At 56.5% G+C, this 25,904-nt stretch carries 22 protein-coding genes; 9 read left to right on the top strand and 13 right to left on the bottom strand.

All coding sequences use genetic code 11. The annotated features are described in order from the left end of the window. Nucleotides 1-5: 5 nt before the first annotated feature. Both NI40_RS15230 and NI40_RS15225 read left to right on the top strand, forming a co-directional pair. A complete protein-coding gene (locus tag NI40_RS15230; RefSeq protein WP_008500953.1) occupies nt 6-1,202 on the top strand; it encodes a Bcr/CflA family multidrug efflux MFS transporter in 1,197 nt (398 codons plus the stop codon). A gap of 279 nt (nt 1,203-1,481) precedes the next feature. Beyond that, entirely contained in the window at nt 1,482-1,826 is a 345-nt protein-coding gene (locus NI40_RS15225; RefSeq protein ID WP_028013883.1) for a YejG family protein, read from the top strand. A gap of 3 nt (nt 1,827-1,829) precedes the next feature. Here NI40_RS15225 and yejF read toward each other — a convergent pair whose 3' ends face one another. The 9 genes from yejF to NI40_RS15180 all read right to left on the bottom strand — a co-directional run bounded on the left by yejF (nt 1,830) and on the right by NI40_RS15180 (nt 13,423). Continuing rightward, nucleotides 1,830-3,419, bottom strand: coding sequence for a microcin C ABC transporter ATP-binding protein YejF (gene yejF / locus NI40_RS15220; RefSeq protein WP_039263178.1), 1,590 nt, complete (start codon nt 3,417-3,419; stop codon nt 1,830-1,832). A gap of 1 nt (nt 3,420) precedes the next feature. Then, nucleotides 3,421-4,446, bottom strand: a complete 1,026-nt coding sequence (locus tag NI40_RS15215) for an ABC transporter permease (RefSeq protein ID WP_039263177.1) — start codon at nt 4,444-4,446, stop codon at nt 3,421-3,423. Beyond that, complete coding sequence (locus NI40_RS15210) at nt 4,446-5,540, bottom strand: microcin C ABC transporter permease YejB (protein WP_024908182.1); 1,095 nt, start codon at nt 5,538-5,540, stop codon at nt 4,446-4,448. The genes NI40_RS15215 and NI40_RS15210 overlap by 1 nt, the downstream gene beginning before the upstream one ends. Before the next feature lie 9 nt (nt 5,541-5,549). After that, nucleotides 5,550-7,355, bottom strand: a complete 1,806-nt coding sequence (locus tag NI40_RS15205; RefSeq protein ID WP_039263176.1) for an extracellular solute-binding protein — start codon at nt 7,353-7,355, stop codon at nt 5,550-5,552. Nucleotides 7,356-7,429: 74 nt separating this feature from the next. Next, complete coding sequence (locus NI40_RS15200) at nt 7,430-8,986, bottom strand: cyclic di-GMP phosphodiesterase (RefSeq protein ID WP_039263175.1); 1,557 nt, start codon at nt 8,984-8,986, stop codon at nt 7,430-7,432. 127 nt (nt 8,987-9,113) lie between these two features. Continuing rightward, the gene (mepS, locus tag NI40_RS15195) at nt 9,114-9,683 is read right to left on the bottom strand and encodes a bifunctional murein DD-endopeptidase/murein LD-carboxypeptidase (RefSeq protein ID WP_008500946.1); all 570 of its coding nucleotides are present in this window, start codon (nt 9,681-9,683) and stop codon (nt 9,114-9,116) included. A 415-nt stretch (nt 9,684-10,098) separates the two neighbouring features. Further along, nucleotides 10,099-10,812: a phosphatase PAP2 family protein gene (locus tag NI40_RS15190; protein WP_176686751.1), complete on the bottom strand. Its 714-nt coding sequence runs from the start codon at nt 10,810-10,812 to the stop codon at nt 10,099-10,101. 33 nt (nt 10,813-10,845) lie between these two features. Then, a complete protein-coding gene (locus NI40_RS15185; RefSeq protein ID WP_039263172.1) occupies nt 10,846-11,832 on the bottom strand; it encodes a CobW family GTP-binding protein in 987 nt (328 codons plus the stop codon). 124 nt (nt 11,833-11,956) lie between these two features. After that, complete coding sequence (locus tag NI40_RS15180) at nt 11,957-13,423, bottom strand: mannitol dehydrogenase family protein (RefSeq protein ID WP_039263171.1); 1,467 nt, start codon at nt 13,421-13,423, stop codon at nt 11,957-11,959. Nucleotides 13,424-13,628: 205 nt separating this feature from the next. On the opposite strand from NI40_RS15180, the gene uxuA reads away from it, so the two are divergent. After that, nucleotides 13,629-14,819 (top strand): mannonate dehydratase, encoded by a 1,191-nt coding sequence (gene uxuA / locus NI40_RS15175; protein ID WP_039263170.1) that lies wholly within the window; start codon nt 13,629-13,631, stop codon nt 14,817-14,819. Between the two features lie 116 nt (nt 14,820-14,935). On the opposite strand, the gene yeiP is transcribed toward uxuA, so the two are convergent. Further along, entirely contained in the window at nt 14,936-15,508 is a 573-nt protein-coding gene (yeiP, locus tag NI40_RS15170; RefSeq protein WP_008500940.1) for an elongation factor P-like protein YeiP, read from the bottom strand. Between the two features lie 164 nt (nt 15,509-15,672). Here yeiP and NI40_RS15165 point away from each other — a divergent pair, with 164 nt between their 5' ends. Then, the gene (locus tag NI40_RS15165; protein WP_023312483.1) at nt 15,673-15,927 is read left to right on the top strand and encodes a YkgJ family cysteine cluster protein; all 255 of its coding nucleotides are present in this window, start codon (nt 15,673-15,675) and stop codon (nt 15,925-15,927) included. On the opposite strand, the gene setB is transcribed toward NI40_RS15165, so the two are convergent. After that, nucleotides 15,924-17,105 carry a sugar efflux transporter SetB gene (setB, locus tag NI40_RS15160; protein ID WP_039263168.1) on the bottom strand — a complete coding sequence of 394 codons (1,182 nt, stop codon included), beginning with the start codon at nt 17,103-17,105 and terminating at the stop codon, nt 15,924-15,926. The two genes, NI40_RS15165 and setB, sit on opposite strands and share 4 nt — an antisense overlap. Nucleotides 17,106-17,466: 361 nt before the next feature. Between setB and fruB the strand changes: the two genes are divergently transcribed. From fruB to fruA, 3 genes are read left to right on the top strand one after another with little or no spacing between them, the layout of a single operon-like run. Continuing rightward, nucleotides 17,467-18,597 (top strand): fused PTS fructose transporter subunit IIA/HPr protein, encoded by a 1,131-nt coding sequence (gene fruB / locus NI40_RS15155; protein WP_039263167.1) that lies wholly within the window; start codon nt 17,467-17,469, stop codon nt 18,595-18,597. Next, the gene (gene fruK, locus NI40_RS15150; RefSeq protein ID WP_014170919.1) at nt 18,597-19,535 is read left to right on the top strand and encodes a 1-phosphofructokinase; all 939 of its coding nucleotides are present in this window, start codon (nt 18,597-18,599) and stop codon (nt 19,533-19,535) included. The genes fruB and fruK overlap by 1 nt, the downstream gene beginning before the upstream one ends. 16 nt (nt 19,536-19,551) lie before the next feature. Beyond that, entirely contained in the window at nt 19,552-21,237 is a 1,686-nt protein-coding gene (fruA, locus tag NI40_RS15145) for a PTS fructose transporter subunit IIBC (protein WP_039263166.1), read from the top strand. A 47-nt stretch (nt 21,238-21,284) separates the two neighbouring features. Here fruA and nfo read toward each other — a convergent pair whose 3' ends face one another. Both nfo and NI40_RS15135 read right to left on the bottom strand, forming a co-directional pair. Then, nucleotides 21,285-22,142, bottom strand: a complete 858-nt coding sequence (nfo, locus tag NI40_RS15140) for a deoxyribonuclease IV (protein WP_039263165.1) — start codon at nt 22,140-22,142, stop codon at nt 21,285-21,287. 64 nt (nt 22,143-22,206) lie between these two features. Beyond that, entirely contained in the window at nt 22,207-23,253 is a 1,047-nt protein-coding gene (locus NI40_RS15135) for a YeiH family protein (protein WP_033146035.1), read from the bottom strand. Nucleotides 23,254-23,350: 97 nt separating this feature from the next. On the opposite strand from NI40_RS15135, the gene yieE reads away from it, so the two are divergent. Both yieE and NI40_RS15125 read left to right on the top strand, forming a co-directional pair. Further along, a complete protein-coding gene (gene yieE / locus NI40_RS15130; RefSeq protein WP_023312476.1) occupies nt 23,351-24,217 on the top strand; it encodes a DNA-binding transcriptional regulator YeiE in 867 nt (288 codons plus the stop codon). A gap of 180 nt (nt 24,218-24,397) precedes the next feature. Next, nucleotides 24,398-25,867: an amino acid permease gene (locus NI40_RS15125; protein ID WP_023336352.1), complete on the top strand. Its 1,470-nt coding sequence runs from the start codon at nt 24,398-24,400 to the stop codon at nt 25,865-25,867. Nucleotides 25,868-25,904 lie beyond the last annotated feature (37 nt).

Here is a 25,904-nt window from a genome sequence, read left to right as displayed (position 1 = left end):
GCTCTGTGACCACCAGGCCACACTCGTCATTCAAAATCGTCTTCATCCTTGGCCTGCTGGCCATGCTGATGCCGCTGTCTATTGATATGTACCTGCCCGCGCTGCCGGTCATTTCCGCGCAGTTTGGCGTTCCGGCGGGCAGCGCGCAGATGACGCTCAGCACTTATATTCTCGGCTTTGCCCTCGGCCAGCTGTTTTATGGCCCGATGGCGGACAGCCTTGGACGCAAGCCCGTTATTCTGGGCGGGACGCTGGTCTTTGCGGCCGCAGCGGTGGCCTGTGCGCTGGCGCAGACCATCGACCATCTGATTATCATGCGCTTCTTCCACGGTCTGGCGGCGGCAGCGGCAAGCGTGGTGATTAACGCCCTGATGCGCGATATTTACCCGAAAGAAGAGTTCTCCCGCATGATGTCGTTCGTGATGCTGGTGACGACGATTGCGCCGCTGGTGGCCCCGATGGCCGGTGGCGCGGTGCTGGTGTGGTTTAGCTGGCACGTGATTTTCTGGATCCTGGCCCTGGCCGCGCTGCTGGCCTCGGCGATGATCTTCTTCTTTATTGATGAAACGCTTCCCGTCGAGCGCCGTCAGAAATTCCACATCCGAACCACAATCGGCAACTTTGCCTCGCTGTTTCGCCACAAGCGCGTGCTCAGCTATATGCTGGCAAGCGGGTTCAGCTTCGCCGGGATGTTCTCCTTCCTGAGCGCCGGACCGTTTGTCTACATCGAGCTGAACCACGTTTCGCCGCAGCACTTCGGCTACTATTTCGCGCTTAACATCGTCTTCCTGTTCATCATGACCATCATCAACAGCCGTTTTGTCCGGCGGGTGGGGGCGCTGAACATGTTCCGCGCAGGGCTGTGGATCCAGTTTGTGATGGCTATCTGGCTGGTGGTGAGCGCGTTTCTGGGCGTGGGCTTCTGGGCGCTGGTGGTCGGCGTGGCGGCCTTTGTCGGCTGCGTGTCGATGGTGTCATCTAATGCGATGGCGGTGATCCTGGATGAGTTTCCGCATATGGCGGGCACCGCCTCTTCCCTGGCGGGGACGTTCCGCTTCGGCATCGGTGCTATCGTTGGAGCGTTGCTTTCAATGGCTACCTTTACGACGGCATGGCCCATGCTGTGGGCGATGGCTTTTTGCGCAACCAGCTCGATACTCTTCTATCTTTACGCCAGTCGACCGCGAAAAGCGGCCCACTAAAATACAGAGAAGGCCCGACAGGGCCTTTTTTGTTGATGCATATCAACCAAACCCCCGTTCGTTTATTCCGTGTTTGTTTATTTTATGTAAAATCTATTTGTGTAAAAAGTCACATCATTGTATTCAAAAAGGTTGAGTTAGATCGCAGAAACGGGTACATATAGCGCCGACGCGAGCCTGGATATCGATAAAAAAGCGCTGAATAGTGCAGGCTGGCGATGATGTGTTACTATAAATGTAAATAAATTGTGAAGTAAATTTTGCTTCCGGGGAACGAACGTGAATACATTACAACTCTCCATTGTCCATCGCTTGCCCCAGAGCTATCGCTGGTCGGCGGGTTTTGCAGGTTCGAAAGTTGAACCGATTCCGCAAAGCGTCGCGGGCTGTGAAAACTGCCTGGTGGCACTCAAGCTGCTGAGCCCGAGCGACGAAAATGCATGGCGGGTGATGGAGCGTCTCAGTCAGGCCCTGACGGATATCGAAGTGGACAGCTCCGTGCTGGAGTGTGAAGGTGAGCCGTGCCTGTTCGTGAAGAGCCAGGACGAGTTTGCCGCCACCTGCCGTCTGAAGAATTTTGGCGTTGCCATCGCGGAGCCTTTCTCCGGCCAGTACCCCTTCTGACCGCTAGTCTGCCGACAACAGCTGGCGCGTGTAGCGCTGCGTTGGCGCGCTAAATACGCGCTGGCACTCTCCCTGCTCGACCACTTCTCCCTGTCGCAACACAATCACCTGATGGCATAGCGCCCGCACCACCTGTAGATCGTGGCTGATAAAGATATAGGCCAGCCGGTGTTTTTCCTGAAGCCCTTTCAGCAGCGCCAGGATCTGCGCCTGAACGGTTCTGTCCAGCGACGACGTTGGTTCATCCAGAATAATCAGCTCCGGCTTCAGGATCAGCGCGCGGGCAATGGCGATACGCTGGCGCTGCCCGCCGGAGAATTCAGCCGGATAGCGGTGGCGGGTCCCGGCATCTAAGCCCACTTCGGCCATCACCCGCATAACTTCCTGCTCTCGCTGCTGAGCGCTCAGGCCGGGCTGATGCACGCGCAGACCCTCCTCGATAATCTGTAACACGCTGAGCCGCGGGTTAAGCGAGGAGTTGGGATCCTGAAACACCACCTGCATGCGGGGCCGCACGGCCAGCATCTGGCGGCGGTTCCAGCGGTGCAGCGGCATATCGTCAAAGAAGATCTCGCCCTGCGAGGCAATTAAGCGCAGCAGCGCCAGACCGGTGGTGCTTTTGCCCGAACCGGATTCGCCCACCAGCCCCAGGGATTCTCCCGGGCGCAGCGAGAAGCGGATGTTTTTCAGCACCGGATTCTGGTCGACGATGCGCCGCAGAATACCTTTGCGGATCGGGAACGAGACGGACAAATCCTCAACGCGCAGCAGCGGTGTGCTGTCAGCCGCGAGCGGAACCGGGTCGCCGGAGGGTTCGCTGTCGAGCAAACGCTGCGTATAGGGGTGCTGCGGCGCGCTCAGCAGCGTGGACGCGCTATTCTGTTCAACGCATCGTCCGTTTTGCATCACCGCGACGCTGTCGGCCAGCTTTCTCACAATGCTCAGGTTGTGCGTGATAAAAAGCAGGCTCATGTTCAGCTCGTCACGCAGTTCCCGCAGCAGCGTCAGTATTTGCGCCTGTACCGTCACGTCCAGCGCCGTTGTGGGCTCGTCGGCAATCAACAGCTCGGGTCGCGTGAGCAGGGCCATAGCGATCATCACGCGCTGTCGTTCGCCGCCGGAGAGCTGGTGCGGAAAATCATTCAGCCGTTTGGCCGCATTGCGTATGCCCGTTCGTTCCAGACAGTCCAGAATTTCTCCCCGCGCGGCCTCTTTGCGCATCCCCCGGTGCAGGGAGAGCACTTCATAGAGCTGTTTCTCGAGGCTGTGCAGCGGGTTGAGGGAAACCATCGGCTCCTGGAAGATCATCGCGATTTTGTTGCCGCGTATGCCGCGCAGGGTATGTTCGTCGGCATGCAGCAGCGAGCTGCCGTGAAACAGAATATCCCCTTGCGGGTAGCTCACCGGTGGGGACGGCAACAGGCGCAGGATGGAGAGTGCCGAAACGCTCTTGCCTGAACCCGACTCGCCCACCAAGGCCAGCGTTTCCCCGGGCTGGATTTGCAGCGACAGGTCGGTGACCACGGTGCGCGTCTCGTCCTGCTTAGAAAAAGCAATCGACAGGTTATCAATACTGAGAAGAGGCTGGGTCATTTTATACCGCCTTGTTCGGATCGAAGGCATCGCGCACGGCTTCGCCAATAAAAATCAGCAGCGACAGCAGCACGGCCACGGAAAGAAAGGCGGCGATGCCTAACCACGGCGCCTGCAGGTTGTTTTTGCCCTGCAGCAGCAGTTCGCCGAGCGACGGGGAACCCAGCGGTAGCCCGAAACCAAGAAAATCCAGCGAGGTGAGGGTGGTGATGGAGCTGCACAGAATAAACGGCAGGAAAGTGAGCGTTGCCACGACCGCGTTGGGCAGCATGTGGCGGAAGATGATCCCCCGATCGCTCACGCCAAGCGCCTGCGCGGCGCGAATATAGTCGAAATTGCGGGTGCGCAGGAACTCCGCGCGCACCACGCCCACCAGCGCCATCCAGCCGAACAGGACGGTGATGCCTAACAGCCACCAGAAGCCGGGCTGCACCACGCTGGAAAGCAGGATGATCAGAAACAGCGTTGGCATGCCTGACCAGACTTCAATAATCCGCTGGCCCCACAGGTCGATTTTCCCGCCGTAGTAGCCCTGAACGGCGCCCGCCACGACTCCCATTACGCTTGAGAAGATCGTCAGCATCAGCCCAAAGAGAAGAGAAATTCGCGTGCCATACAGGATGCGCGCCAGCACGTCCCCGCCGTTAGCATCCGTTCCCAGCCAGTTTTGCGCGGAGGGCGGGGAAGGGAAGGGCGTCGTGGTGGCGAAGTTAATGCTGTTTGCGCCAAAGCGTACCGGCGCCCAGAGCGCCCAGCCGTGCTGCTCAATCTGCTGGCGAAGCCACGGATCCTGATACTCCGCCGGTGTTGCAAACGGGCCGCCGAAGTCGCTTTCGCTGTAGTTGGCGATAACCGGCACGTACCAGCGGTCGTTAAAATGCACCAGCAGCGGCTTGTCGTTGGCGATCAGCTCCGAACACATGCTTAAGGCAAACAGCACGGCAAAAATCCACAGCGACCAGTAGCCGCGGCGATTGTGGCGAAAGCGGGCCCAGCGGGCCTGGTTGATGGGGCTTAAACGCGGCATCAGCGGCCCTCAAAATCGATTCGGGGATCGACCAGCGTATAGCTGATATCACTGATGATATTCAGCAGCAGGCCAATCAGGGTGAAAATATAGAGTGTGCCAAACATCACCGGATAATCGCGCGATACGGTAGCTTCATAGCCCAGCAGCCCCAGGCCGTTGAGCGAGAACATCACCTCTATCAGCAGCGAGCCGGTAAAAAACATGCCGATGAACGTGGCCGGAAATCCGGCGATCACCAGCAGCATGGCGTTGCGGAACACGTGTTTCCACATGATCTGCTTCTCGCTCACGCCCTTGGCGCGGGCCGTGACAACGTACTGCTTACGAATTTCATCGAGAAAGGCGTTTTTGGTCAACATGGTCAGGGCCGCAAACCCGCCAATGACCGTGGCCAGCACCGGCAGCGTGATATGCCAGAGATAGTCGGTGATTTTCTGATACCACGGCAGGGAGCTGAAATCGGCGGAGACCAGCCCCCGCAGCGGGAAGAGGTCGAAATAGCTTCCCCCGGCAAAAAAGACAATCAGCAGGACGGCAAACAGAAACGCCGGTATGGCGTAGCCGATAATGATGAACGTGCTGCTCCAGATATCAAACCGGCTGCCGTTATACACCGCTTTGCGGATCCCAAGCGGTATAGAGACCAGATAGATAATCAGCGTTCCCCACAGCCCCAGCGTTATCGAAACCGGCAGGCTTTGCTTGATCAACGTTAACACTGACGCACTGCGAAACAGGCTGTCGCCAAAATCAAAGCGGATGTAATCCCAGAGCATCTTGAAATAGCGCTCGTGAATCGGTTTGTCAAAGCCGTAGCGGTGGGTGATCTCGGCGATCACCTCCGGATCCAGCCCGCGTCCGCCGCGATAATGGCTTTCGCTGATATTCCCTACGCCGGTTCGCGCATGGCTCGCGCCCATCCCTTCACCGCCGCCGCCGGGCATGCCGCCGCTGTTGCCAAATTCAATGGCGGCAATTGCCTGATCGACCGGGCCGCCAGGGGCGATTTGCACGATAAAAAAGTTAATCGTGATGATGGCCCACAGGGTGGGGATGACCAGCAGGAGACGACGGAGAAGATAGGCACCCATGATGATTCCTTATCGCCGCTCAGCGGGAAGTCTGGCGGCTTTGTTAACGTCATACCACCAGGTATCAAAGCCCAGGGAGTAGACAGGGCGCACGGCAGGCACGGAGAACTTGTCCCAGCGCGCAAGGCGATCTTCGCCCATATACCACATCGGCAGCATGTAGTAGTTCCAGGTCAGGACCCTGTCGAGGGCGCGCCCGAGCGGCAGGAGCTTTTCTTTATCCCCCTGCGCCGCCACTATTTTCGCAATCAGCGCGTCAATCGCCGGGCTTTTTACACCTGGCGCATTGTATGAGGAGTCAATGTAGCTGGAGGCCCAGGAGATTTGCAGGTCGGAGCTGGGCCACGGCTGCGCGGGCCACAGGCGCTGCATCATGTCGTAATCACGGCTGCGCATGCGGCTGGTGATCTGCGCGTTATCGACCTGGCGAATGTTCATGGTCACGCCCAGCCGCTCAAGGTTGTGCTTAAACGGCAGTACCCACTGATCGTTGCCCCCGGACGAGAGCAGCAGCTCAAAGCTGAGAGGCTTACCCGTTTTGGCATCCACACGCTTTTGATTTTTCAGGTGCCAGCCCGCGTCATCCAGCAGTTTGCTGGCTTTCAGCAGGTTGTCGCGGTCGTAACCGTCACCGTTCGACGCGGGCGGCTGAAACACGGTGGTGAACACCTGCGGCGGCAGCTCCGCTTTCAGCGGCGCCAGCAGAGCCAGCTCGTCGGCTTTCGGGTAATCGCGCGCGGCGTATTCGGTGTTCTGGAAATAGCTATTCGCACGGCTGTAAGCCCCGTAAAACAGCGCTTTGTTCATCCACTCAAAATCAAAGGCCAGGGAAATGGCTTCGCGCACCCGGCGGTCATTAAATACCGGACGCTGAATATTAAACGCCAGCCAGCGGGTGTCCTGGGCAGACTCATTTTTGTGCTCGTCTTTGACGATATAGCCTTTGGCGAAATTTTTGCCGATATAGCGGGTCGCCCAGTTTTTGGCGCTGCTCTCGACGCGTAAATCGAAAGCGCCGGCTTTGAACGCTTCAAACGCCACGTTATCGTCGAGGTAGTAATCATAGCGAAGGGTGTCGAAATTCCAGCGCCCGCGGTTTACCGGCAGGTCTGCCGCCCAGTAGTCTTTCACACGAGAGTAAACGACATATTGCCCCATGCGCCAGTCGGTGATGCGGTATGGGCCGCCTGCCAGCGGCGGCGTGGAAAGCGGGTCGCTTAGCTTATGATTTTTCCAGAACGATTCCGGCATCACCGGCAGCGAGAACAGGCTGAGCATGTTCTCTTTGTTCGGTTCGCTCAGCTCGATGCGCACGGTGAGCGGCGCGATGGCTCTGACGGAAGCCCCTTTATACACGATGCGGAACTGGGGGACGCCTTCGGTCATGAATTTATGGAAGGTGAACGCGACGTCGCTGGCCTTCACCGGCGTACCGTCGTGAAAACGTGCTCGCGGATTCAGCGAAATTTCCGCCCAGGCGAAGTTATCGGCGTAACGCACGTTCTCGGCAATCAGCGGATAATAGCTGCCGGGCTCATCATCCGAGGTGACGAAGAGCGTATCGTAAAGCGATTCCGTTCGCGCGGCCGCCACGCCGCGCAGGGCGAAGCGGTTGAAGTTGTCGAATGTTCCCGTGGCGGAAAGCGTGACCTTTCCGCCCTTCGGCGCGGCAGGGTTAACGTAATCGAAGTGCGTAAAATTGACCGCATATTTCGGCTCGCCAATCACCGCGAAGGCGATATTTTCTTTGATGGCCTGCGCCTGGCTGGACAGGCTCGTTAGTGCCAACATCAGCAACATGAAGCGCATAAGCATCTCGCGGCGGCTCCCTCTTTTACAGACCGGCTCGGTTAAGCTGAATAATAAGTGACGTCACGGGCAATGTGAAATTAATCACCCTCGGGCGAAATATCAGGCCGCCATTCGCGGAACTGCGCCAGCGGCATCGGGCGGCTAATCCAGTATCCCTGCAGGAAATTAACGCCGTGTTCGCGCAGCCAGGCGGCCTGTTCCGGCGTTTCCACCCCTTCGGCGACGGTCGACATATTCAGTCGTCTTGCCAGCGTCAGGACGGCATCCAGCACCGGCGACGTCACGGTCTCAGTGCCAATCGCATTAACAAAGCCGCGGTCAATCTTGAGGTAGTCCATGGTGAAATGCTCAAGATAAATCAGCGCGCTGTGGCCGGTGCCAAAATCATCAATAGCTATCTCAAACCCTTCGTTGTGCAGCCATTCGAAAAGGCTATTGGCTTCCCGATGATTGAGCATGTCGCGCTCGGTAATTTCCAGCACGATCTGGAAGTAATCCTGCGGCAGTAGCGCTTTGAAGGTGCGCATATCGTCTTTGAAGCTTTCCGCATGCAGATGCCCCGGCGCAATGTTGATGCCCACCTTTGCCCCCGGAGGTAACAGGGTTTGTAACACGGGGGCATCGTGAATGATAAGGTCGAAGAGATGCAGCGTCAGCGGGACAATCAGCTTCTGCGCTTCGGCAAAATTGATAAACGCGTCCGGCGGAATTTCCCCCATCGTCGGGTGTTTCCAGCGCATCAGCACTTCAAGCCCGGTCATCTGGAGCGATTTAGCATCGACGACGGGCTGATAAACCACGTAAAACTGACCGCGCTTAATCGCGCTTAAAATCTCTTTACCCGGGTTGAGGCGAATGCTGAGGATATAGTAGTTGAGCGATCCGGCACAAATGCCGCACACCAGCCCGAAGAACAGGGCGTAGAGAATTTCATCGCTGGTCCATGCGTCAGCATACAGGTTGATGGTCAGGGGAACGTCTTTCAGCGTCGCGGTTCGGGCGGGCGTTTCATGTAGATCATGCGCAAGGACCAGCGTGCTGGAGCGCGTTGACAGCGCATGGTCGCCAATAATGATGGCAATGCCGGCAAATTCGTCCTGGCGCGCGGTGTAGAGCAGGTAAGGCGTCAGATTGAGGTTCACCGAGGTAAACACGCCGCCGTCCTTCACTAGCGGGTTACGGTACCAGATGGCAATCGCGGGCTTGTTGGGCAACATGGGGGTGCCGGGAAGTAACGCCATATCAATCTGTTTGTCGATGTGCAGCTCGGGGATTAGCTCCTCCATAGGAACATTCATCGGCCCGGTGGCAGAAGAGCAGAACGCCATTTTGTCTCTGACCAGCAGGAATGCGCGAACGTTAACGCTAAAGGCAGCGCGCGAGGTAAGTTCCTGATTGACGTCGTGGCAGTTGTTTAACGTGAGCGGCTGGAGCACATCGATAGAATTTTTTAACTCATCGAAGTAGCTCTCCATATAGATGCTCACATCGTGGATCAGGGTGTCGAATTTGACTTCCCGCTTGTGGTAGCTCCAGAAAAATTGCAACGAACCCAGGAGCAGGGCGGCGATCAGGCCTGTGATGATGCTGAGGATCAGTATTTTGCGATTGCTGGAGAAATAGCGGGTGAACATAGACGTCGTGATTCCTGAAATGCCGCTGGATGTATTCAGTGTAACGGGCAAAAAAAAACACTGCCGAAGCAGTGCTTTTTTTCATCATATCGCCAGCCAAGGGATAACCAACGATACGATAGTCATATTAACTGCGGGTCAGTACGCGGCGTGCTTCGTTGTAGCGCTTCTTCCAGTACGGTTCATTCATGCTGGAAATGGTCACACCGCTGCTGGTGGAGGCATGTACAAACTGGTCATTACCAATGTAGATGCCAACATGTCGACCTGTAGAACCGGCACGGAACAGGACTAAATCACCGGTGCGCAGTTTGGTACGTGAAATCGACTTGCCCATCTCCTGCTGTTCATAGGTTGAACGCGGAAGATCTAACCCAAATTGCTCACGGAACGTACGCTGTACAAAACCGGAACAATCAATACCTGTTTTTGTGCTGCCGCCAAGGCGATAGCGCACGCCTTTCCAGTCAGCATACTGGTCCATAATGCGGGACTTCACGTCCAGATTACGTACCATATTTTCAAATTCATCCTGAGAGGCTTGCAGTGACGAGGAATCTTCCATTCCCACAACACGCGTCTCAGGATGCATATTCTTTGCGGTGTTCGATGTACTACATGCAGATAACAGTACCGCGACTGCTATCGCCGGGATCCCCCGTAAGATATATCTCAGAAACGGTTGAGATTTGACCATTTTGTTTATTATCCCTTGAAGTCCTTAACGACAAATATCGTTATAAAAATGCCAAACGTGACGAGACTAATTATCTGTTCACATTGAGACAATTCTTTCTGGTCACATTTGTGGCACAGCGCACAAAATTATTCGCCAGTGAAATAATTATCTCTATGGGGCAAAACGAGTTCGAGATTAACCGATTGCCTGGGGTATTGCGAGAAAAAAAAGCCTTTTTTTTATAAGAAAATGTGATACAGAAAGTAAAAACATAGAATTGCTCAAAATAGCGACGGATCCGCTGCGCCAGTATGCAATTGCTTCATTTTTATCATGAATATGATGACGAGAATATGACAGTGGGGAAAGATCGCGGCGAGAACGCTATCAGGGATCATGTCGATCCCTGATAGCTCACGTTAATTTAGGTTAGTTATTTGTTTAATTGTTGTTGCGCTCTTCCGGGAAGATAGCGATCGAACAGCGCTATTATCCTGTCGCTCAGTGGGGTCATCAAACACCACGGCAGCGCAATCAGCGCCACGGAGAGCGAACCGACGGCAATATCGGTAAACCAGTGAGCGCCAATCATTACGCGCGGGAAGGCAAAAACCACAAAAATAATCAGGGCTATGGCAAAGGCTTTTCTGCCGAAATAGCGAAGCATAATTGCGGAAAAAATAAGCAGCATCATACCATGATCGCCGGGGAAACTGTCCTTCGACGCATCTTTTGTTGGAATATGCAGCAGTTCGCTGACGCGATAAATATCGATGAAGAATAGCGTTGGGCTTGAACGCTTAACCGGAATAATCGCAGTTGCCAGCTGGTTAATGACAACGGCAAACAGCAGCATCACCAGACCGATAATGAGAATACGCCGACGCCCGGCTTTATCCTCTTTCAGCCAGAAAGAGAGCATCAGGCAGCCCATGGCCAGCAGCGAGAAGCCGTCGAAGGCGCGGTTGTTGGTAATTGCCACCAGCCACAGGAACGCGTTGCTCTTCACCAGCTCCTGGTTGAAGAAGTGAAAAATGGCAGAATCCAGCGGGAACCAGAAACCATGATCCGCCGGGATATACCAGGAGAAGAAAAGCGCCAGACCGGCGACATTAAGCAGTAATATCAGGGGAAATCGAGTTGTCATAACGTTCTGCATAGAGTGAAAACTGGGGCAACGTTAGCCGCCCGAACTTAAACGAATCCTCAACAGGCTGGACTGGAGCGCATTCCAGTCGGCGTTAACCGCACTAATTAACTCTATTCGGCTGTCAGGCGGCGCCACATTCTGCGTTTCAATAAAGAAATCCTCGCCCTGACGGTTGATCCGCACCAGCCCGTCTGGGGTGCGCATGATCCCTTTCACGCGATCGACGGGAGCAAGTCGGGCCCACTCCAGGATCCCGATGGTGTCGAAAACGGTTTCAGCATCAAATATCCATCCGCAGGCCTGATATCCCTGGCCGCTGTTCAGGTTACGACGCCAGCGCTGATGTTCCGGCAGGCTGAGAGCGGCTAAACCCTGCTTAACCGGATGACTGTGCGAATGATCCGCGCTGGCAGGCAGCTCGGTGAGGTTCAGACGAGGAAGGTCAAGCAGGGCGCTATCAATATTCCCCTGGGTGGTCTGCACCCGCGTGCGGTTGCCGCCGAAATGTTGCCACCACGCGTCCAGCGCGGCCTGGCTTTCAGCCGTGGCGCGATCTGCTTTATTCGCGACAATAACGTCAGCCGAGGCGAGCTGATCGCGGAAGTTCTCATTGGCCACCACTTTGTCATCCAGAAGCTGACGCGGATCGAGCAGGCACAGGGTGGCGCGCAGGTCGATCCACGGCTCGTAAACCGGGGCAGTCAGTAAATCGAGGATCTGCTTCGGATGGCCCAGCCCGGTGGGCTCAATCAGCAGGCGGTCGGGGTTGCCCTGACGCAGCAGCGTATTGAGCCCGACCTGCATCGGCAGGCCATTGACGCAGCACATGCACCCGCCGGGGATCTCTTTAATCATCGCGCCGCTGGATGACAGTAACGCGCCGTCAATGCCTACCTCGCCAAATTCATTGACCAGCACGGCCCATTTCTCGGCAGGATCTTTATTCGCCAGCAGGTGGAGAATTGAGGTGGTTTTACCGCTGCCGAGAAAACCGGTGATGAGGTTGGTTTTGGTCACGTGCGCTCCAGATGAGGATTGTGATGCTATAACACTAATCTCTCTATCCTGGCGAAAAACGTGACCGGTGAGAAGGGGGAGGGCGAACGGAGGCTTCATCCGTTCGCGTTAAGCGCAATAATCGTTAAATATTTAACGTCTCGATAACAGCCTGACGCGCGCCGTGGCGGGTGATGCGCTGGTATGCCCGGCTGACAGTCTCCACAAACGCGCTGTTTTGCGCGAGATCGTGACCAAAGACCTCGCTCAGCCCCAGCAGGGCGTTAACGCGACCGGCGTCGCTGCTGGCATTGACCATGGTGCGAATTTTATCGCTGAGGGGATCGCGAACATCAATCGCGTTGCCACGGTCGTCGGTACCGCTGACGTAGCGTATCCAGCCGGCCACGCCCAGAGCCAGCAGCGACCACGGTGTTTTTCGCTCGAGATGAACGCGGATCCCGTCCAGCATTCTTTGCGGAAGCTTCTGGCTGCCGTCCATCGCGATTTGCCAGGTCCGATGCTGAAGTGCCGGGTTGGCAAAGCGCTCGAGCAGGCTATCGGCGTAGGCGGTGAGGTCGACATCCTTAATGCGTAATGTGGGCGCCTGCTCGTCCAGCATCAGCCGACGGGCGGCTTCGCGGAACGCAGCGTCCTCCATGCATTCATTAATATGGGCATAGCCCGCGAGGTACCCCAGATATGCCAGGAAAGAGTGGCTGCCGTTGAGCATGCGCAATTTCATCTGCTCCCAGGGCAGAACATCCTGCACCATCTGAACGCCCGCGACTTCCCATTCCGGACGGCCGGCAACAAAATTATCTTCCACCACCCACTGAATAAACGGCTCGCAGCTGATGGCGCACGGATCTTCAACGCCGAGCGCGTCGGTGATTTCCGCCAGCGAGGCGTCCGTCGCGGCGGGAACAATTCTGTCGACCATCGTCCCCGGGAAGCTCACGTGGCTGTCAATCCATTCAGACAGCGCCGCGGAACGCTTTTGCGCCATGCCCAGCACCGCGTTTTTCACCACGTGCCCGTTATCAGGGATATTGTCGCAGGAGAGTACGGTAAACGCAGGCAAGCCGCGCTCGCGGCGGCGGTGAAGCGCTTCGACCAGGATCCCGGGTGCGGAATGCGGCTCTGAGGGGTTTTCAAGGTCATGGATTATCCGGGCGTTGTGCAGATCGAGTTTCCCGGTCGCGGGATCGATGCAATAGCCTTTCTCCGTGATGGTGAGCGACACAATCGCGACCTGAGGCTCGCAAAATTTCTCAATAATGGCGGGCAGAGAGTCCAGCTTTGCGTTAAGGCATTCATGGACGGCACCGACGATAATCGCCTCATTGCCTTCTGCCCCTTTCTCCAGCACGGTGAACAGGTGATCCTGCGCGCGCAGCTGGCTCATCAGCACGTCGCCGCTGAAAAGGCTAATCTCACAAATACCCCAGTCGCCGCCTTTTTCGTTCAGCACCCGATTTGTTAACAAAGCCTGATGCGCACGGTGAAACGCGCCAAAGCCAAAATGGACGATGCGGGAGCGCAGTTGCTGACGATCGTAGCGCGGCTGCTGAACCTGGGCAGGAAGGGCGGTGGAGGCAATTGTCTTCATGAGATACACACCTGATTAACCATTAATTAACAATGCCAGTGTAAAGTTATATGACAGCAAATAAAATTGGTGAGCCGTAAATATCCCCGTTCTGTGAGTTTGATCAATCAATGTGTGGCGGTATGTTGACCCTTAACGGTAAACATGTATGGTAGTCGTCATTGCAGTAACGCATATTGGTATAACAACTTAAGAGGGTGAGGCAATGGAACAAACCTGGCGTTGGTACGGGCCGAACGATCCGGTTTCTCTTGATGATGTGCGCCAGGCAGGCGCAACGGGTGTCGTCACGGCGCTGCATCATATTCCAAACGGTCAGGTATGGCCGGTTGAAGAAATTCAACAGCGTCAGGCGCTGCTGGCGGAGAAGGGGTTAACCTGGTCTGTGGTAGAGAGCATCCCGGTTCACGAAGACATCAAAACCCATTCCGGGGAGTACCAGACCTGGATTGCTAACTATCAGCAGAGCATTCGCAACCTGGCGGCCTGCGGCATTGATACGGTTTGCTATAACTTCATGCCTATCCTCGACTGGACGCGTACCGACCTTGAATATCAGATGCCGGACGGCTCGAAAGCCCTGCGTTTCGACCAGATCGCCTTCGCGGCGTTTGAGCTGCACATTCTGAAACGCCCTGGCGCCGAAGCGGATTACACCGCGGAAGAGCAGCAGCAGGCGCTTGCGTGGTTTAACGCCGCCAGTGATGCAGACATCGAAAAGCTGACCCGTAATATCATTGCGGGCCTGCCGGGCGCGGAAGAGGGGTATACCCTGGATCAGTTCCGCGCGCGCCTGGCGGAATATGGCGATATTGATAAGCAGCAGCTGCGTGAAAACATGGCGTACTTCCTGCGCGCTATCGTGCCGGTTGCTGAAGAAGCTGGTGTGCGTCTGGCGGTGCACCCGGACGATCCACCGCGTCCTATCCTCGGCCTGCCGCGCATTGTTTCCACTATTGAAGATATGCAGTGGCTGAAGGATACGGTAAACAGCATCTATAACGGCTTCACCATGTGTACCGGCTCCTACGGCGTGCGTGCGGATAACGACCTGGTGCGGATGATTGAAACCTTTGGCGATCGCATTCACTTTACGCACTTGCGTGCGACCTGCCGCGAAGAGAACCCAAAAACCTTCCACGAGGCGGCGCACCTGGGCGGCGATGTGAATATGGTAGCGGTGGTAGACGCCATTCTTGCGGAAGAGGCGCGTCGCAAGCAGGCGGGCGATGTGCGTCCTATCCCGTTCCGTCCGGATCACGGCCACCAGATGCTGGACGATCTGCGTAAGAAAACCAACCCGGGCTATTCGGCGATTGGCCGTCTTAAAGGGATGGCGGAAGTGCGCGGCGTCGAGCTGGCGCTGAAGATGACGAAGTATCCGGAGCTTCTGTAAGCTCTGTTGCCCGGTGGCGCTACGCTTACCGGGCCTACAAAAAACCGGCCTGAGAGCCGGTTTTTGTGTTTTTGCAGGTCAGGTAAGGCGAAGCCGCCACCCGACAAACGCCGCAATCAGTCAGCGCGACCCATATAGCGTTTTTCTTCGATATGGATGCGGATTTTCTCGCCAGCGGAGAGGTATTCCGGCACCTGCACAACCAGGCCGGTGGTCAGGGTAGCCGGTTTGTTGCGCGCACTTGCGGATGCGCCTTTGATGCCGGGTGCGGTTTCCACGATTTCCAGATCGACGGTCTGAGGCAGCTCCAGCGCCAGCAGCACGCCGTCCCAGGTCAGAACCTGCATGTCAGGCATGCCGCCTTCAGGGATGAACAGCAGCTCTTCTTCAATCTGATCTTTGGTAAAGATGTACGGGGTGTAATCTTCTTTGTCCATGAACACGTATTCGTTGCCGTCGATGTAGGAGAAATCAACGTAGCGACGGGTCAGGGTCACGGTATCGACGATATCGTCACCTTTAAAGCGCTCTTCCACCTTCAGGCCGGTACGCACATCGGCGAAACGCATTTTATACAGCGTTGCTGCACCACGGGCGCTGGGTGCCTGAATGTCGATATCTTTCACAATCAGCAGTTTGCCGTTGTAATTCAGCACCATACCTTTCTTAATTTCGTTCGCTCTTGGCATTGCAGTAATCCTGTTTACGGGAGGTAAAAAATATCGCGCCAAATTACTCGCGCGCGGCCTTTCAGGCAAGAGGAATTCGTGGCTTTTGCTATCAATACGCAAAAGGTGTTACTGTGCGCGCGATGCCCGACTGCGCGGGCGATCGTCAGCGAAAGAGAGCATTTATGGATTGTCGTCCCGATTGTGGCGCGTGCTGTACTGCACCGTCCATTTCAAGCCCCATTCCAGGAATGCCGGAGGGCAAGCCTGCCAATACCCGCTGCGTTCAGCTCTCGGAAACGAACCTGTGCATGATCTTTGGCTCACCGCTGCGCCCGAAAGTCTGCTCCGGGCTTCAGCCCACTGCCGAAATGTGTGGCAGCACGCGAGGGCAGGCGATGACGTACCTTCTTGAGCTGGAAGCGCTCACCGCGCCCTAAACGTCTTTAATCCTCGCCAGACAGCCGATCGTCAGCGTGCACATCACCAGCGCAATCCAGAACACCGTGTGATAGTTCCAGATTTCTGCAACGACACCGGCCATTGAGCCCGCGATAATCCAGCCCACGCGGGTGGTATTAGTATAAAGGGTGGTGGCAGAGCCTGCCTGGCCCGGCATCAGATCCTGGAAATAGAGCATCCCTATCCCGGCGAGAATGCCAATATAGATGGCGTTCAGCAGCTGTAAAGCCAGCATCAGCCCCGGCGTATGTACCGTCAGCATACCGATATAAAACAGCAGACCGGCGATGGCGGCGATGCGCATTAAAAAACGCTTTCCGAAGCGCTTTGCGTAATAGCCCGCAATGAGCATCGTCGGGATCTCAAGCCCGGCCGCGGTGCCCATCATGATGCCCGCCAGCTTCTCCGACAGGTGCAGTTCATCAATAATAAACAGCGGCATATTGATGATATACAGGCTGTTGGTGCCCCACATCAGCGTGCAGATAACAAACAGGAGCAGGGCATCGCGGCGGTTACGGCGCGGCGCTTCCAGCACGCCCGTTGCCACTTTCGGCTCTTTGCGCATGGACGGCAGGAAGAACCACACCAGCGCGCCGCACACCACAAACGCGACGGCCGCGCTCAGGTACATTACCGTAAAGCCAAAACCCATCGCCAGCGCATAAGCCAGAGGCGGGCCAATCACCCATGCCAGCGACACCTGAGCACGCAGGACAGAGCTGAACATCACCGCTTCACGTCCGGTATGGTCGGCGTGTTCGCGGGCAAGGGCGAACATCTGAGGGTTCGCCGTTGAGCCAAAGCTGCTCAGGAATACCCCGACGAAGAGCAGAATGAAATAGTTGCGGTTCCAGGCGAACAGAACGCAGGCCATGACCCCGAGCAGACAGCAGAAAACGATCAGGCTTTTGCGATCGCCTTTTCTGTCGGAGCGTCCCGCCAGAAACTGGCTGACCAGGATGCCGATGATGGCGCTTCCGGTAAAAAAGAAGCCGACCATTGCCGGACGGACGTGAACCTCATTTGTCAGAAATAGGCTCAATGTTGGCGTCTGTAACGCACCGGCAATGCCCGTGAAGAAGGCAACAACCAGGAATGCCGCTGAGGTCAAATCAAAGGGCTTCGGCGAGACGGCCGCAGGGGTGTTATGCATGTTTTATAATTAGCGAGTAGCAGAGAGGGGCGGAGTTTACGCCGTCAGCTAAAAAATAAACAGTGGGTGCGGTCAATGATGCCACGAAAAATCAAAATGGCATTTCAACTTCCGTCCCACCCGGCTGACCTTAGCTGAAACTGTCTTGCTGAACTTCAGCAAAATTCAGCTGAACGAAGAAGAAATGTGCTGTATCTCTAAATTCTGATATCGCAAATACGAGTTTACTTGCAAGATATTGCAGAAAGCGCAAGACTTTTTGAAACGTTTCAGCGCTATCTTGTTTTAACAAACGGAGCAGGCTAGCGCATTTTTTCTCATTAAAGCTGAAACGATTCAAGTTCAGCAGGAGTGGAGAACCATGTTCCAGTTATCTGTTCAGGATATCCACCCGGGCGCTCAGGCCGGGGATAAAGAAGAGGCTATTCGCCAGGTTGCCGCTGCGCTTGTGCAGGCGGGTAACGTCGCGGACGGCTATGTAAACGGCATGCTGGCCCGCGAGCAGCAGACCTCAACCTTCCTCGGCAATGGCATTGCCATTCCGCACGGCACAACCGACACCCGCGATCAGGTGCTGAAAACCGGCGTTAAGGTTTATCAGTTCCCGCAGGGCGTGCTCTGGGGCGACGGTCAGGTGGCGTATGTGGCTATCGGTATCGCGGCCAGCAGCGACGAACACTTAGGCCTGCTGCGTCAGCTGACGCATGTCCTGAGCGATGACGATGTGGCTGAACAGCTGAAGTCCGCGACCACAGCTGAAGAGCTGCGCGCCCTGCTGATGGGCGAAAAACAGAGCGAAGCGCTGAAGCTGGATAACGAAACGCTGACGCTGGACGTGGTTGCCTCCGATCTGGTGACGCTGCAGGCGCTGAACGCGGGTCGTCTGAAAGAAGCCGGCGCGGCGGATGCCACGTTTGTGACGCGCGTGATTAACGATAAGCCGTTGAATCTGGGTCAGGGTATCTGGCTGAATGACAGTGCTGAAGGCAACCTGCGCAGCGCTATCGCCGTGAGCCGCGCGGCCAATGCGTTTGACGTAGAAGGCGAGCGCGCGGCCATGCTGGTGACCGTGGCAATGAACGATGAGCAGCCGGTTTCCGTGCTGAAGCGTCTTGGCGATCTGCTGCTGAACAACAAAGCTGAAAAACTGCTGAACGCTGATGCCTCGACCGTGCTGGCACTGCTGACCAGCGATGATGCGCCGACCGAAGACGTGCAGACCGCGGAGTTCGTGGTACGCAACGAGCACGGCCTGCATGCCCGTCCGGGCACCATGCTGGTGAATACCATTAAACAATTCGAGAGTGAGATCACCGTGGCGAATCTTGATGGCACGGGCAAACCGGCCAACGGCCGTAGTCTGATGAAAGTGGTCGCGCTGGGCGTGAAGAAAGGCCACCGTCTGCGTTTCACCGCGCAGGGTGCTGATGCTGAACAGGCGCTGAAAGCGATTGGCGACGCCATCGCGGCAGGTCTGGGGGAGGGCGCATAATGAGCAGACGTGTTGCGACTATTACGCTGAACCCGGCTTATGACCTGGTAGGATTTTGCCCGGAAATTGAGCGCGGCGAAGTCAACCTCGTGCGTACCACTGGCCTGCATGCTGCGGGCAAAGGGATTAACGTCGCGAAAGTGCTCAAGGATCTCGGTATCGACGTCACCGTGGGTGGATTCCTCGGTAAAGATAACCAGGATGGTTTCCAGCAGCTGTTCAGCGAGCTGGGCATTGCCAACCGTTTTCAGGTTGTTCAGGGCCGCACCCGAATCAACGTCAAGCTGACGGAGAAAGACGGTGAAGTGACCGATCTGAACTTCTCTGGCTTCGAAGTGACGCCGTCTGACTGGGAGCGTTTTGTTAACGACTCTCTGACCTGGCTTGGTCAGTTTGACATGGTCTGCGTCAGCGGCAGCCTGCCGTCCGGCGTGAGCCCTGAAGCGTTTACCGACTGGATGACGCGCCTGCGCAGCCAGTGCCCGTGCATTATTTTTGACAGCAGCCGCGACGCGCTGGTTGCCGGTCTGAAAGCCTCGCCGTGGCTGGTGAAGCCGAATCGCCGCGAGCTGGAGATCTGGGCGGGTCGTAAGCTGCCGGAATTAAAAGATGTGATTGACGCTGCCCATGCGCTGCGCGAGCAGGGTATCGCTCACGTGGTTATCTCGCTTGGTGCAGAAGGAGCGTTGTGGGTTAACGCTTCTGGCGAATGGATCGCCAAACCGCCGTCGGTTGACGTTGTCAGCACCGTTGGCGCAGGGGATTCAATGGTTGGCGGCCTGATTTATGGTCTGCTGATGCGTGAATCCAGTGAACATACTTTACGTCTTGCCACTGCCGTTGCTGCCCTGGCCGTAAGCCAGAGCAATGTCGGTATTACCGATCGTACCCAGTTAGCCGCGATGATGGCGCGCGTTGACTTAAAACCTTTTAACTAACAGCAGGAGAGGAATAATGAAAACGCTGCTGATCATTGACTCCGGTCTCGGACAGGCTCGCGCCTATATGGCGAAGACCTTGCTGGGAGCGGCGGCGAACAAAGCACATCTCGAGATCATTGATAACCCGGGCGATGCCGAACTGGTCATTGTCCTGGGCGACAACATCCCGGCTGACAGTGCGCTGAACGGCAAAAAAGTGTGGCTGGGCGATATTAATCGCGCGGTGGCACATCCGGAACTGTTCCTGAGCGAAGCGAAAGGGCACGCGTCTGTCTACAGCGTGCCTGTCGCGACGGCACCGGCTGCGGCCACGGGTCCGAAACGCGTTGTTGCGGTGACGGCCTGCCCGACGGGCGTGGCTCACACCTTCATGGCGGCTGAGGCCATCGAAACCGAAGCGAAAAAACGCGGCTGGTGGATTAAAGTTGAAACGCGCGGCTCCGTCGGTGCCGGCAACGCTATCACCCCTGAAGAAGTGGCTGAGGCCGATCTGGTGATTGTGGCGGCGGATATCGAAGTGGACCTGGCGAAATTTGCCGGTAAGCCAATGTACCGCACGTCTACCGGCCTGGCGCTGAAAAAGACCGCGCAGGAGTTTGATAAAGCGCTGGTGGAAGCGAAGCCGTATCAGGCAACCGGCGCGCGTCAAACCGCGACGGAAGGTAAGAAAGAGTCTGCAGGCGCCTATCGCCATCTGTTGACCGGTGTGTCTTACATGCTGCCGATGGTGGTTGCGGGTGGTCTGTGTATCGCCCTCTCGTTCGCATTTGGTATTACCGCGTTTAAAGAGCAAGGCACGCTGGCCGCTGCGTTAATGCAGATTGGCGGCGGTTCCGCGTTCGCACTGATGGTTCCCGTTCTGGCAGGCTTTATTGCCTTCTCCATCGCTGACCGTCCTGGCCTGACGCCGGGTCTTATCGGCGGTATGCTGGCCGTGAGCACCGGTTCTGGCTTTATCGGCGGGATTATCGCGGGCTTCCTGGCCGGTTACGTCGCGAAGCTCATCAGCTCGAAGCTCAAGCTGCCGCAGAGTATGGAAGCGCTGAAACCGATTCTGATCATCCCGCTGATTTCCAGCCTGGTGGTCGGCCTGGCGATGATTTACCTGATTGGTAAGCCGGTTGCGGGCATCCTGGCGGGTCTGACCCACTGGCTGCAAACCATGGGCACCGCGAATGCGGTTCTGCTGGGCGCAATTCTCGGCGGCATGATGTGTACCGACATGGGTGGTCCGGTGAACAAAGCGGCGTACGCCTTTGGTGTTGGCCTGCTGAGTACCCAGACCTACGCACCGATGGCAGCGATCATGGCGGCAGGTATGGTGCCTCCTCTGGCGCTCGGCCTGGCGACGATTATTGCCCGTCGTAAGTTCGATAAAGCGCAGCAGGAAGGCGGTAAAGCCGCGCTGGTACTGGGTCTGTGCTTCATTACCGAAGGTGCCATTCCGTTCGCGGCCCGTGACCCAATGCGTGTACTGCCGTGCTGTATCGCGGGTGGTGCAGTGACCGGGGCGATCTCCATGGCGATTGGCGCGAAGCTGATGGCACCACACGGCGGTCTGTTCGTACTGCTGATCCCTGGCGCCATTACCCCGGTGCTGGGCTATCTGCTGGCCATCGTTGCCGGTACGCTGGTGGCGGGTCTGTCATACGCGGTGCTGAAACGTCCGGAAGCGGAAGTCGTGGCGAAAGCAGCGTAAGCGATAAACCACAAAAAAGCCGGGTTGCATTATGCACCCGGCTTTTTTTATGCCGCCTGTTCAGCGGTTTGCTGTGCCTTCAGCCAGGCAATCTCTTCTGCCCAGATGTCCGGATTAATGGTTTCCAGCACCATCGGAATACCGTCGAAGCGGGCGTCCTGCATAATGAAGCGGAACGCATCGTGGCCAATGTTGCCTTCGCCCAGGCTGTGGTGGCGGTCAACGCGGCTGCCAAAGGCGCTTTTCGCATCGTTTAAGTGCATTCCGCGCAGGTACTTAAAGCCAACAATGCGCTCGAACTCATCGAACGTGTTTTTCGTTGCCTCGGTTGTACGCAGGTCATAGCCGGCGGCAAACGCGTGGCAGGTATCAATGCACACGCCAACGCGGGATTTATCCTCCACGCCGTCGATGATCGCCGCCAGATGTTCAAACCTAAAGCCGAGGTTGCTGCCCTGACCGGCGGTATTCTCTATTACCGCGGTGACGCCTTTGGTCTTGTCCAGCGTGATGTTGATGGATTCGGCAATGCGCGCCAGGCAGGCATCTTCATCGATTTGCATCAGATGGCTTCCCGGATGGAAGTTCAGCAGCGTCAGCCCCAGCTGTTCGCAGCGCTGTACTTCATCAAGAAACGCCTCGCGGGATTTTTCCAGCGCCTCTTCAACCGGGTGCCCGAGGTTGATCAGGTAGCTGTCGTGGGGAAGGATCTGGCCTGGCCCGTAGTGATACTTTTCACAGGCGGCTTTGAAATCATCAATCACCTCAGCGGTGAGCGGCGCGGCGCGCCACTGGCGCTGGTTTTTGGTGAACAGGGCGAAAGCGGTCGCCTCGATTTCGGCGGCGCGAATGGCGGCATTCGCAAGGCCACCTGCAGCGCTGACGTGCGCTCCAACATATTTCATAAAAAAACTCCTGCTAACCCGAAACGCTTATGATAGCGGGTTAGCAGGAGAAGGACGAGATGGTTTATGCCATCAGGCTATGGACCGCGAGGTTAATCGCTCCGCCCCCGACAATCAGCCAGATGAAGAGCACCAGCGCCATCAGCAGCGGTTTGGCACCGGCTTTTTTCAACGCGCTGACGTGTGTGGTCACCCCCAGCGCCGCCATGGCCATCGCCAGCAGCACGGTATCCAGCGTCACCAGCATATCCACCACCGCTTTCGGCAGCAGGTGGAAGGAGTTGAAAATCGCCACCACGATGAACAGGATCGCAAACCACGGAATGGTGATTTTGCTTTTCTCGCTGCCGCCTGCCGGTGCCAGCTGCTTAACCCGCGCCGCGAGGAAAATCAGGAACGGCGCCAGCATCATTACGCGCAGCATTTTGGCAATCACCGCCGCGTTTTCAGCTTCCGGGTTAATGGCATGTCCTGCCGCAACTACCTGGGCCACCTCGTGCATGGTCGAACCGATATAGATGCCGTAGGTTTCCGGGCTAAACCAGTGGGCCACCAGCGGATACATTGCCGGGTAGAGGAAGATCGCCAGCGTACCGAAGATCACCACCGTCGCCACCGCCACGGTCACCTTGCTGGCTTCGGCTTTAACGACGGGCTCTGTTGCCAGCACCGCTGCGGCCCCGCAGATACTGCTCCCGGCACCGATCAGCCAGCTGGTTTGCTTGTCCAGGCCAAAGACTTTCTGGCCGATAAAGCAGGCCAGCAAAAAGGTGCTGGTCAGGGTCAGGACGTCGATGGCAATTCCGCTCACGCCCACGTCCGCAATCTGCGAAAAGGTGAGACGGAAGCCGTAAAGGATGATCCCGAGACGCAGCAGGTGCTGTTTGGCAAAGATCACGCCGCCGTCGCAGGATTTCCAGATATGCGGGTAAACGGTGTTTCCCACGACCATGCCCAGCAAAATGGCCAGCGTCAACGCGCTGAAACCTGCGCCTGCGATAGCCGGGATGCTGCCGCCCCATAATGCTACGGCGGTCACTGCTGCGCTAAGCGCGAGGCCCGGCACGAAGTGCCACACTGTACGATGATGTTGTAAGGTGATTTCTGACATAACCTTCTCCTTTGTCTGGCTAAAGGTTACGGCGCTCTGGCTTAAAAATAAAATTGATTATATACTTATAATCAATCTATATAAGTGGTAAGCAACTATGCACATTACATTGCGTCAGCTGGAAGTGTTTGCCGAGGTGCTGAAAAGCGGCTCGACGACCCAGGCGTCACAAATGCTGGCGCTCTCGCAGTCTGCGGTCAGCGCGGCGTTGACCGATCTTGAAGGACAGCTGGGCGTGCAGCTGTTCGACCGGGTAGGGAAGCGACTGGTAGTCAACGAGCACGGCCGTCTTCTTTATCCACGCGCGCTGGCGCTGCTGGAGCAGGCTATCGAAATCGAACAGCTGTTCCGCGAAGACAACGGCGCGATCCGCGTCTACGCCAGCAGCACCATTGGGAACTACATTCTGCCGGAAGTGATTGCCCGCTACCGCCGGGATTTCCCGACCCTGCCGCTGGAGATGAGCGTGGGTAACAGCCAGGACGTTATCAACGCGGTGATCGATTTCCGCGTGGATATCGGCCTCATCGAAGGACCCTGCCATAACGTCGATATCATTGCCGAGCCCTGGCTGGAGGATGAGCTGGTGGTGTTTGCGTCCCCGGCCTCGTCGTTATTGCAGGGCGAGGTGACGCTGGAGCGCCTGGCGCAGGCGCAGTGGATCCTGCGCGAGCAGGGCTCCGGCACGCGTGAAATTGTCGATTATCTGCTGCTTTCCCATCTGCCGCATTTCCAGTTAGGGATGGAGCTTGGGAACTCTGAGGCTATCAAGCACGCGGTGCGTCATGGCCTGGGGATCAGCTGTCTTTCCCGGCGCGTCATTGCCGAACAGCTTGAGACGGGGTCGCTGGTTGAAATCCCGGTTCCGTTGCCGAAACTGGTGCGCACGCTATGGTGCATCCATCATCGTCAGAAACACCTTTCCAGCTCTCTGCAGCGTTTTCTGCGCTACTGCGCCATTTAACGTTCCCCGGTGGCGCTTCGCTTACCGGGGCTACGCGCGCCTGTCACCCCACATTTTTATGCTTTACTTATAATCCTGGCCGAGTCATGAAGCTCTCTTATAACTGAGTATTTCTGCCGGAAGGAACGCGGATCGTCTGCTACAATCGCGCCTCATTTATTGAATGGACAGCATTTTCATATGGTTTCAGAAATTAAAACCACAGAAGCGCCCACGCTACGTCGTGAACTCAAGGCGCGTCACCTGACGATGATCGCCATTGGCGGCTCAATCGGTACAGGTCTTTTCGTTGCCTCTGGCGCAACGATTTCGGCAGCCGGCCCGGGTGGGGCACTCTTCTCTTATATCCTGATTGGCCTGATGGTGTACTTCCTGATGACCAGTCTCGGCGAACTGGCCGCGTACATGCCGGTATCCGGTTCGTTCTCGACCTACGGTCAAAAATACGTTGAAGAAGGCTTCGGCTTCGCGCTGGGCTGGAACTACTGGTACAACTGGGCGGTCACTATCGCCGTTGACCTTGTCGCCGCACAGCTGGTGATGAACTGGTGGTTCCCGGATACGCCGGGCTGGATCTGGAGCGCCCTGTTCCTCGCCGTCATCTTCCTGCTGAACTACATCTCCGTGCGCGGTTTCGGCGAAGCGGAATACTGGTTCTCTTTGATCAAAGTGGCAACCGTCATCATCTTTATCGTCGTCGGTGTGGCGATGATCGTTGGTATTTTCAAAGGCGCAGAACCTGCGGGCTGGAGTAACTGGGCGATAGGTGATGCGCCGTTTGCCGGTGGCCTTTCGGCGATGATTGGCGTGGCGATGATTGTCGGCTTCTCGTTCCAGGGTACCGAGCTGATTGGTATCGCCGCCGGTGAGTCAGAGAACCCGGAGAAAAATATTCCGCGTGCGGTCCGTCAGGTCTTCTGGCGTATCCTGCTGTTCTATGTGTTCGCGATCCTGATTATCAGCCTGATCATCCCGTACACCGATCCAAGCCTGCTGCGTAATGACGTAAAAGACATTAGCGTCAGCCCGTTCACGCTGGTCTTCCAGCACGCCGGTCTGCTTTCAGCTGCGGCAGTGATGAACGCCGTTATCCTGACCGCTGTGCTTTCAGCCGGTAACTCCGGGATGTACGCGTCCACCCGTATGCTCTACACGCTGGCATGCGACGGTAAGGCGCCGCGTATCTTCGCGAAGCTGTCCCGTGGCGGTGTACCGCGTAACGCGCTTTACGCCACAACGGTGATTGCCGGTCTGTGCTTCCTGACCTCCATGTTTGGCAACCAGACGGTGTACCTCTGGCTGCTTAACACGTCCGGGATGACGGGCTTTATTGCCTGGCTGGGGATTGCTATTAGCCACTACCGTTTCCGCCGTGGCTTCGTCAAGCAGGGTCACGATATTAACTCGCTGCCGTATCGCTCCGGCTTCTTCCCACTGGGTCCTATTTTCGCCTTCATTCTGTGCCTGATCATTACGCTGGGACAGAACTATGAAGCGTTCCTGGCGGACACCATTGACTGGGGCGCCGTGACGGCGACCTACATTGGTATTCCGCTGTTCCTCGTTATCTGGTTTGGCTACAAGCTGACGAAAGGAACAAAATTCGTTCGCTACAGTGAAATGGAATTCCCGGAACGATTTAAACAATAACCGCAGTTCCTCTCTTTTAACCCGCTCAATCGAGCGG

Source organism: Enterobacter sp. E20 (assembly GCF_000801755.2).
GTDB classification, from domain to species: Bacteria; Pseudomonadota; Gammaproteobacteria; order Enterobacterales; family Enterobacteriaceae; genus Enterobacter; species Enterobacter asburiae_B.
The sequence above is the reverse complement of the archived record's forward strand: the minus strand, read 5'-3'. Positions and strand labels throughout refer to the sequence as shown.

Excerpts from the sequence above, each read along its gene's own strand:
- yejF (WP_039263178.1), bottom strand. The coding sequence starts at position 3,419 with ATGACCCAGCCTCTTCTCAGTATTGATAACCTGTCGATTGCTTTTTCT.
- NI40_RS15215 (WP_039263177.1), bottom strand. The coding sequence starts at position 4,446 with ATGCCGCGTTTAAGCCCCATCAACCAGGCCCGCTGGGCCCGCTTTCGC.
- NI40_RS15210 (WP_024908182.1), bottom strand. The coding sequence starts at position 5,540 with ATGGGTGCCTATCTTCTCCGTCGTCTCCTGCTGGTCATCCCCACCCTG.
- NI40_RS15205 (WP_039263176.1), bottom strand. The coding sequence starts at position 7,355 with ATGCTTATGCGCTTCATGTTGCTGATGTTGGCACTAACGAGCCTGTCC.
- NI40_RS15200 (WP_039263175.1), bottom strand. The coding sequence starts at position 8,986 with ATGTTCACCCGCTATTTCTCCAGCAATCGCAAAATACTGATCCTCAGC.
- mepS (WP_008500946.1), bottom strand. The coding sequence starts at position 9,683 with ATGGTCAAATCTCAACCGTTTCTGAGATATATCTTACGGGGGATCCCG.
- NI40_RS15190 (WP_176686751.1), bottom strand. The coding sequence starts at position 10,812 with ATGACAACTCGATTTCCCCTGATATTACTGCTTAATGTCGCCGGTCTG.
- NI40_RS15180 (WP_039263171.1), bottom strand. The coding sequence starts at position 13,423 with ATGAAGACAATTGCCTCCACCGCCCTTCCTGCCCAGGTTCAGCAGCCG.
- uxuA (WP_039263170.1), top strand. The coding sequence starts at position 13,629 with ATGGAACAAACCTGGCGTTGGTACGGGCCGAACGATCCGGTTTCTCTT.
- yeiP (WP_008500940.1), bottom strand. The coding sequence starts at position 15,508 with ATGCCAAGAGCGAACGAAATTAAGAAAGGTATGGTGCTGAATTACAAC.
- NI40_RS15165 (WP_023312483.1), top strand. The coding sequence starts at position 15,673 with ATGGATTGTCGTCCCGATTGTGGCGCGTGCTGTACTGCACCGTCCATT.
- setB (WP_039263168.1), bottom strand. The coding sequence starts at position 17,105 with ATGCATAACACCCCTGCGGCCGTCTCGCCGAAGCCCTTTGATTTGACC.
- fruB (WP_039263167.1), top strand. The coding sequence starts at position 17,467 with ATGTTCCAGTTATCTGTTCAGGATATCCACCCGGGCGCTCAGGCCGGG.
- fruK (WP_014170919.1), top strand. The coding sequence starts at position 18,597 with ATGAGCAGACGTGTTGCGACTATTACGCTGAACCCGGCTTATGACCTG.
- fruA (WP_039263166.1), top strand. The coding sequence starts at position 19,552 with ATGAAAACGCTGCTGATCATTGACTCCGGTCTCGGACAGGCTCGCGCC.
- nfo (WP_039263165.1), bottom strand. The coding sequence starts at position 22,142 with ATGAAATATGTTGGAGCGCACGTCAGCGCTGCAGGTGGCCTTGCGAAT.
- NI40_RS15135 (WP_033146035.1), bottom strand. The coding sequence starts at position 23,253 with ATGTCAGAAATCACCTTACAACATCATCGTACAGTGTGGCACTTCGTG.
- yieE (WP_023312476.1), top strand. The coding sequence starts at position 23,351 with ATGCACATTACATTGCGTCAGCTGGAAGTGTTTGCCGAGGTGCTGAAA.
- NI40_RS15125 (WP_023336352.1), top strand. The coding sequence starts at position 24,398 with ATGGTTTCAGAAATTAAAACCACAGAAGCGCCCACGCTACGTCGTGAA.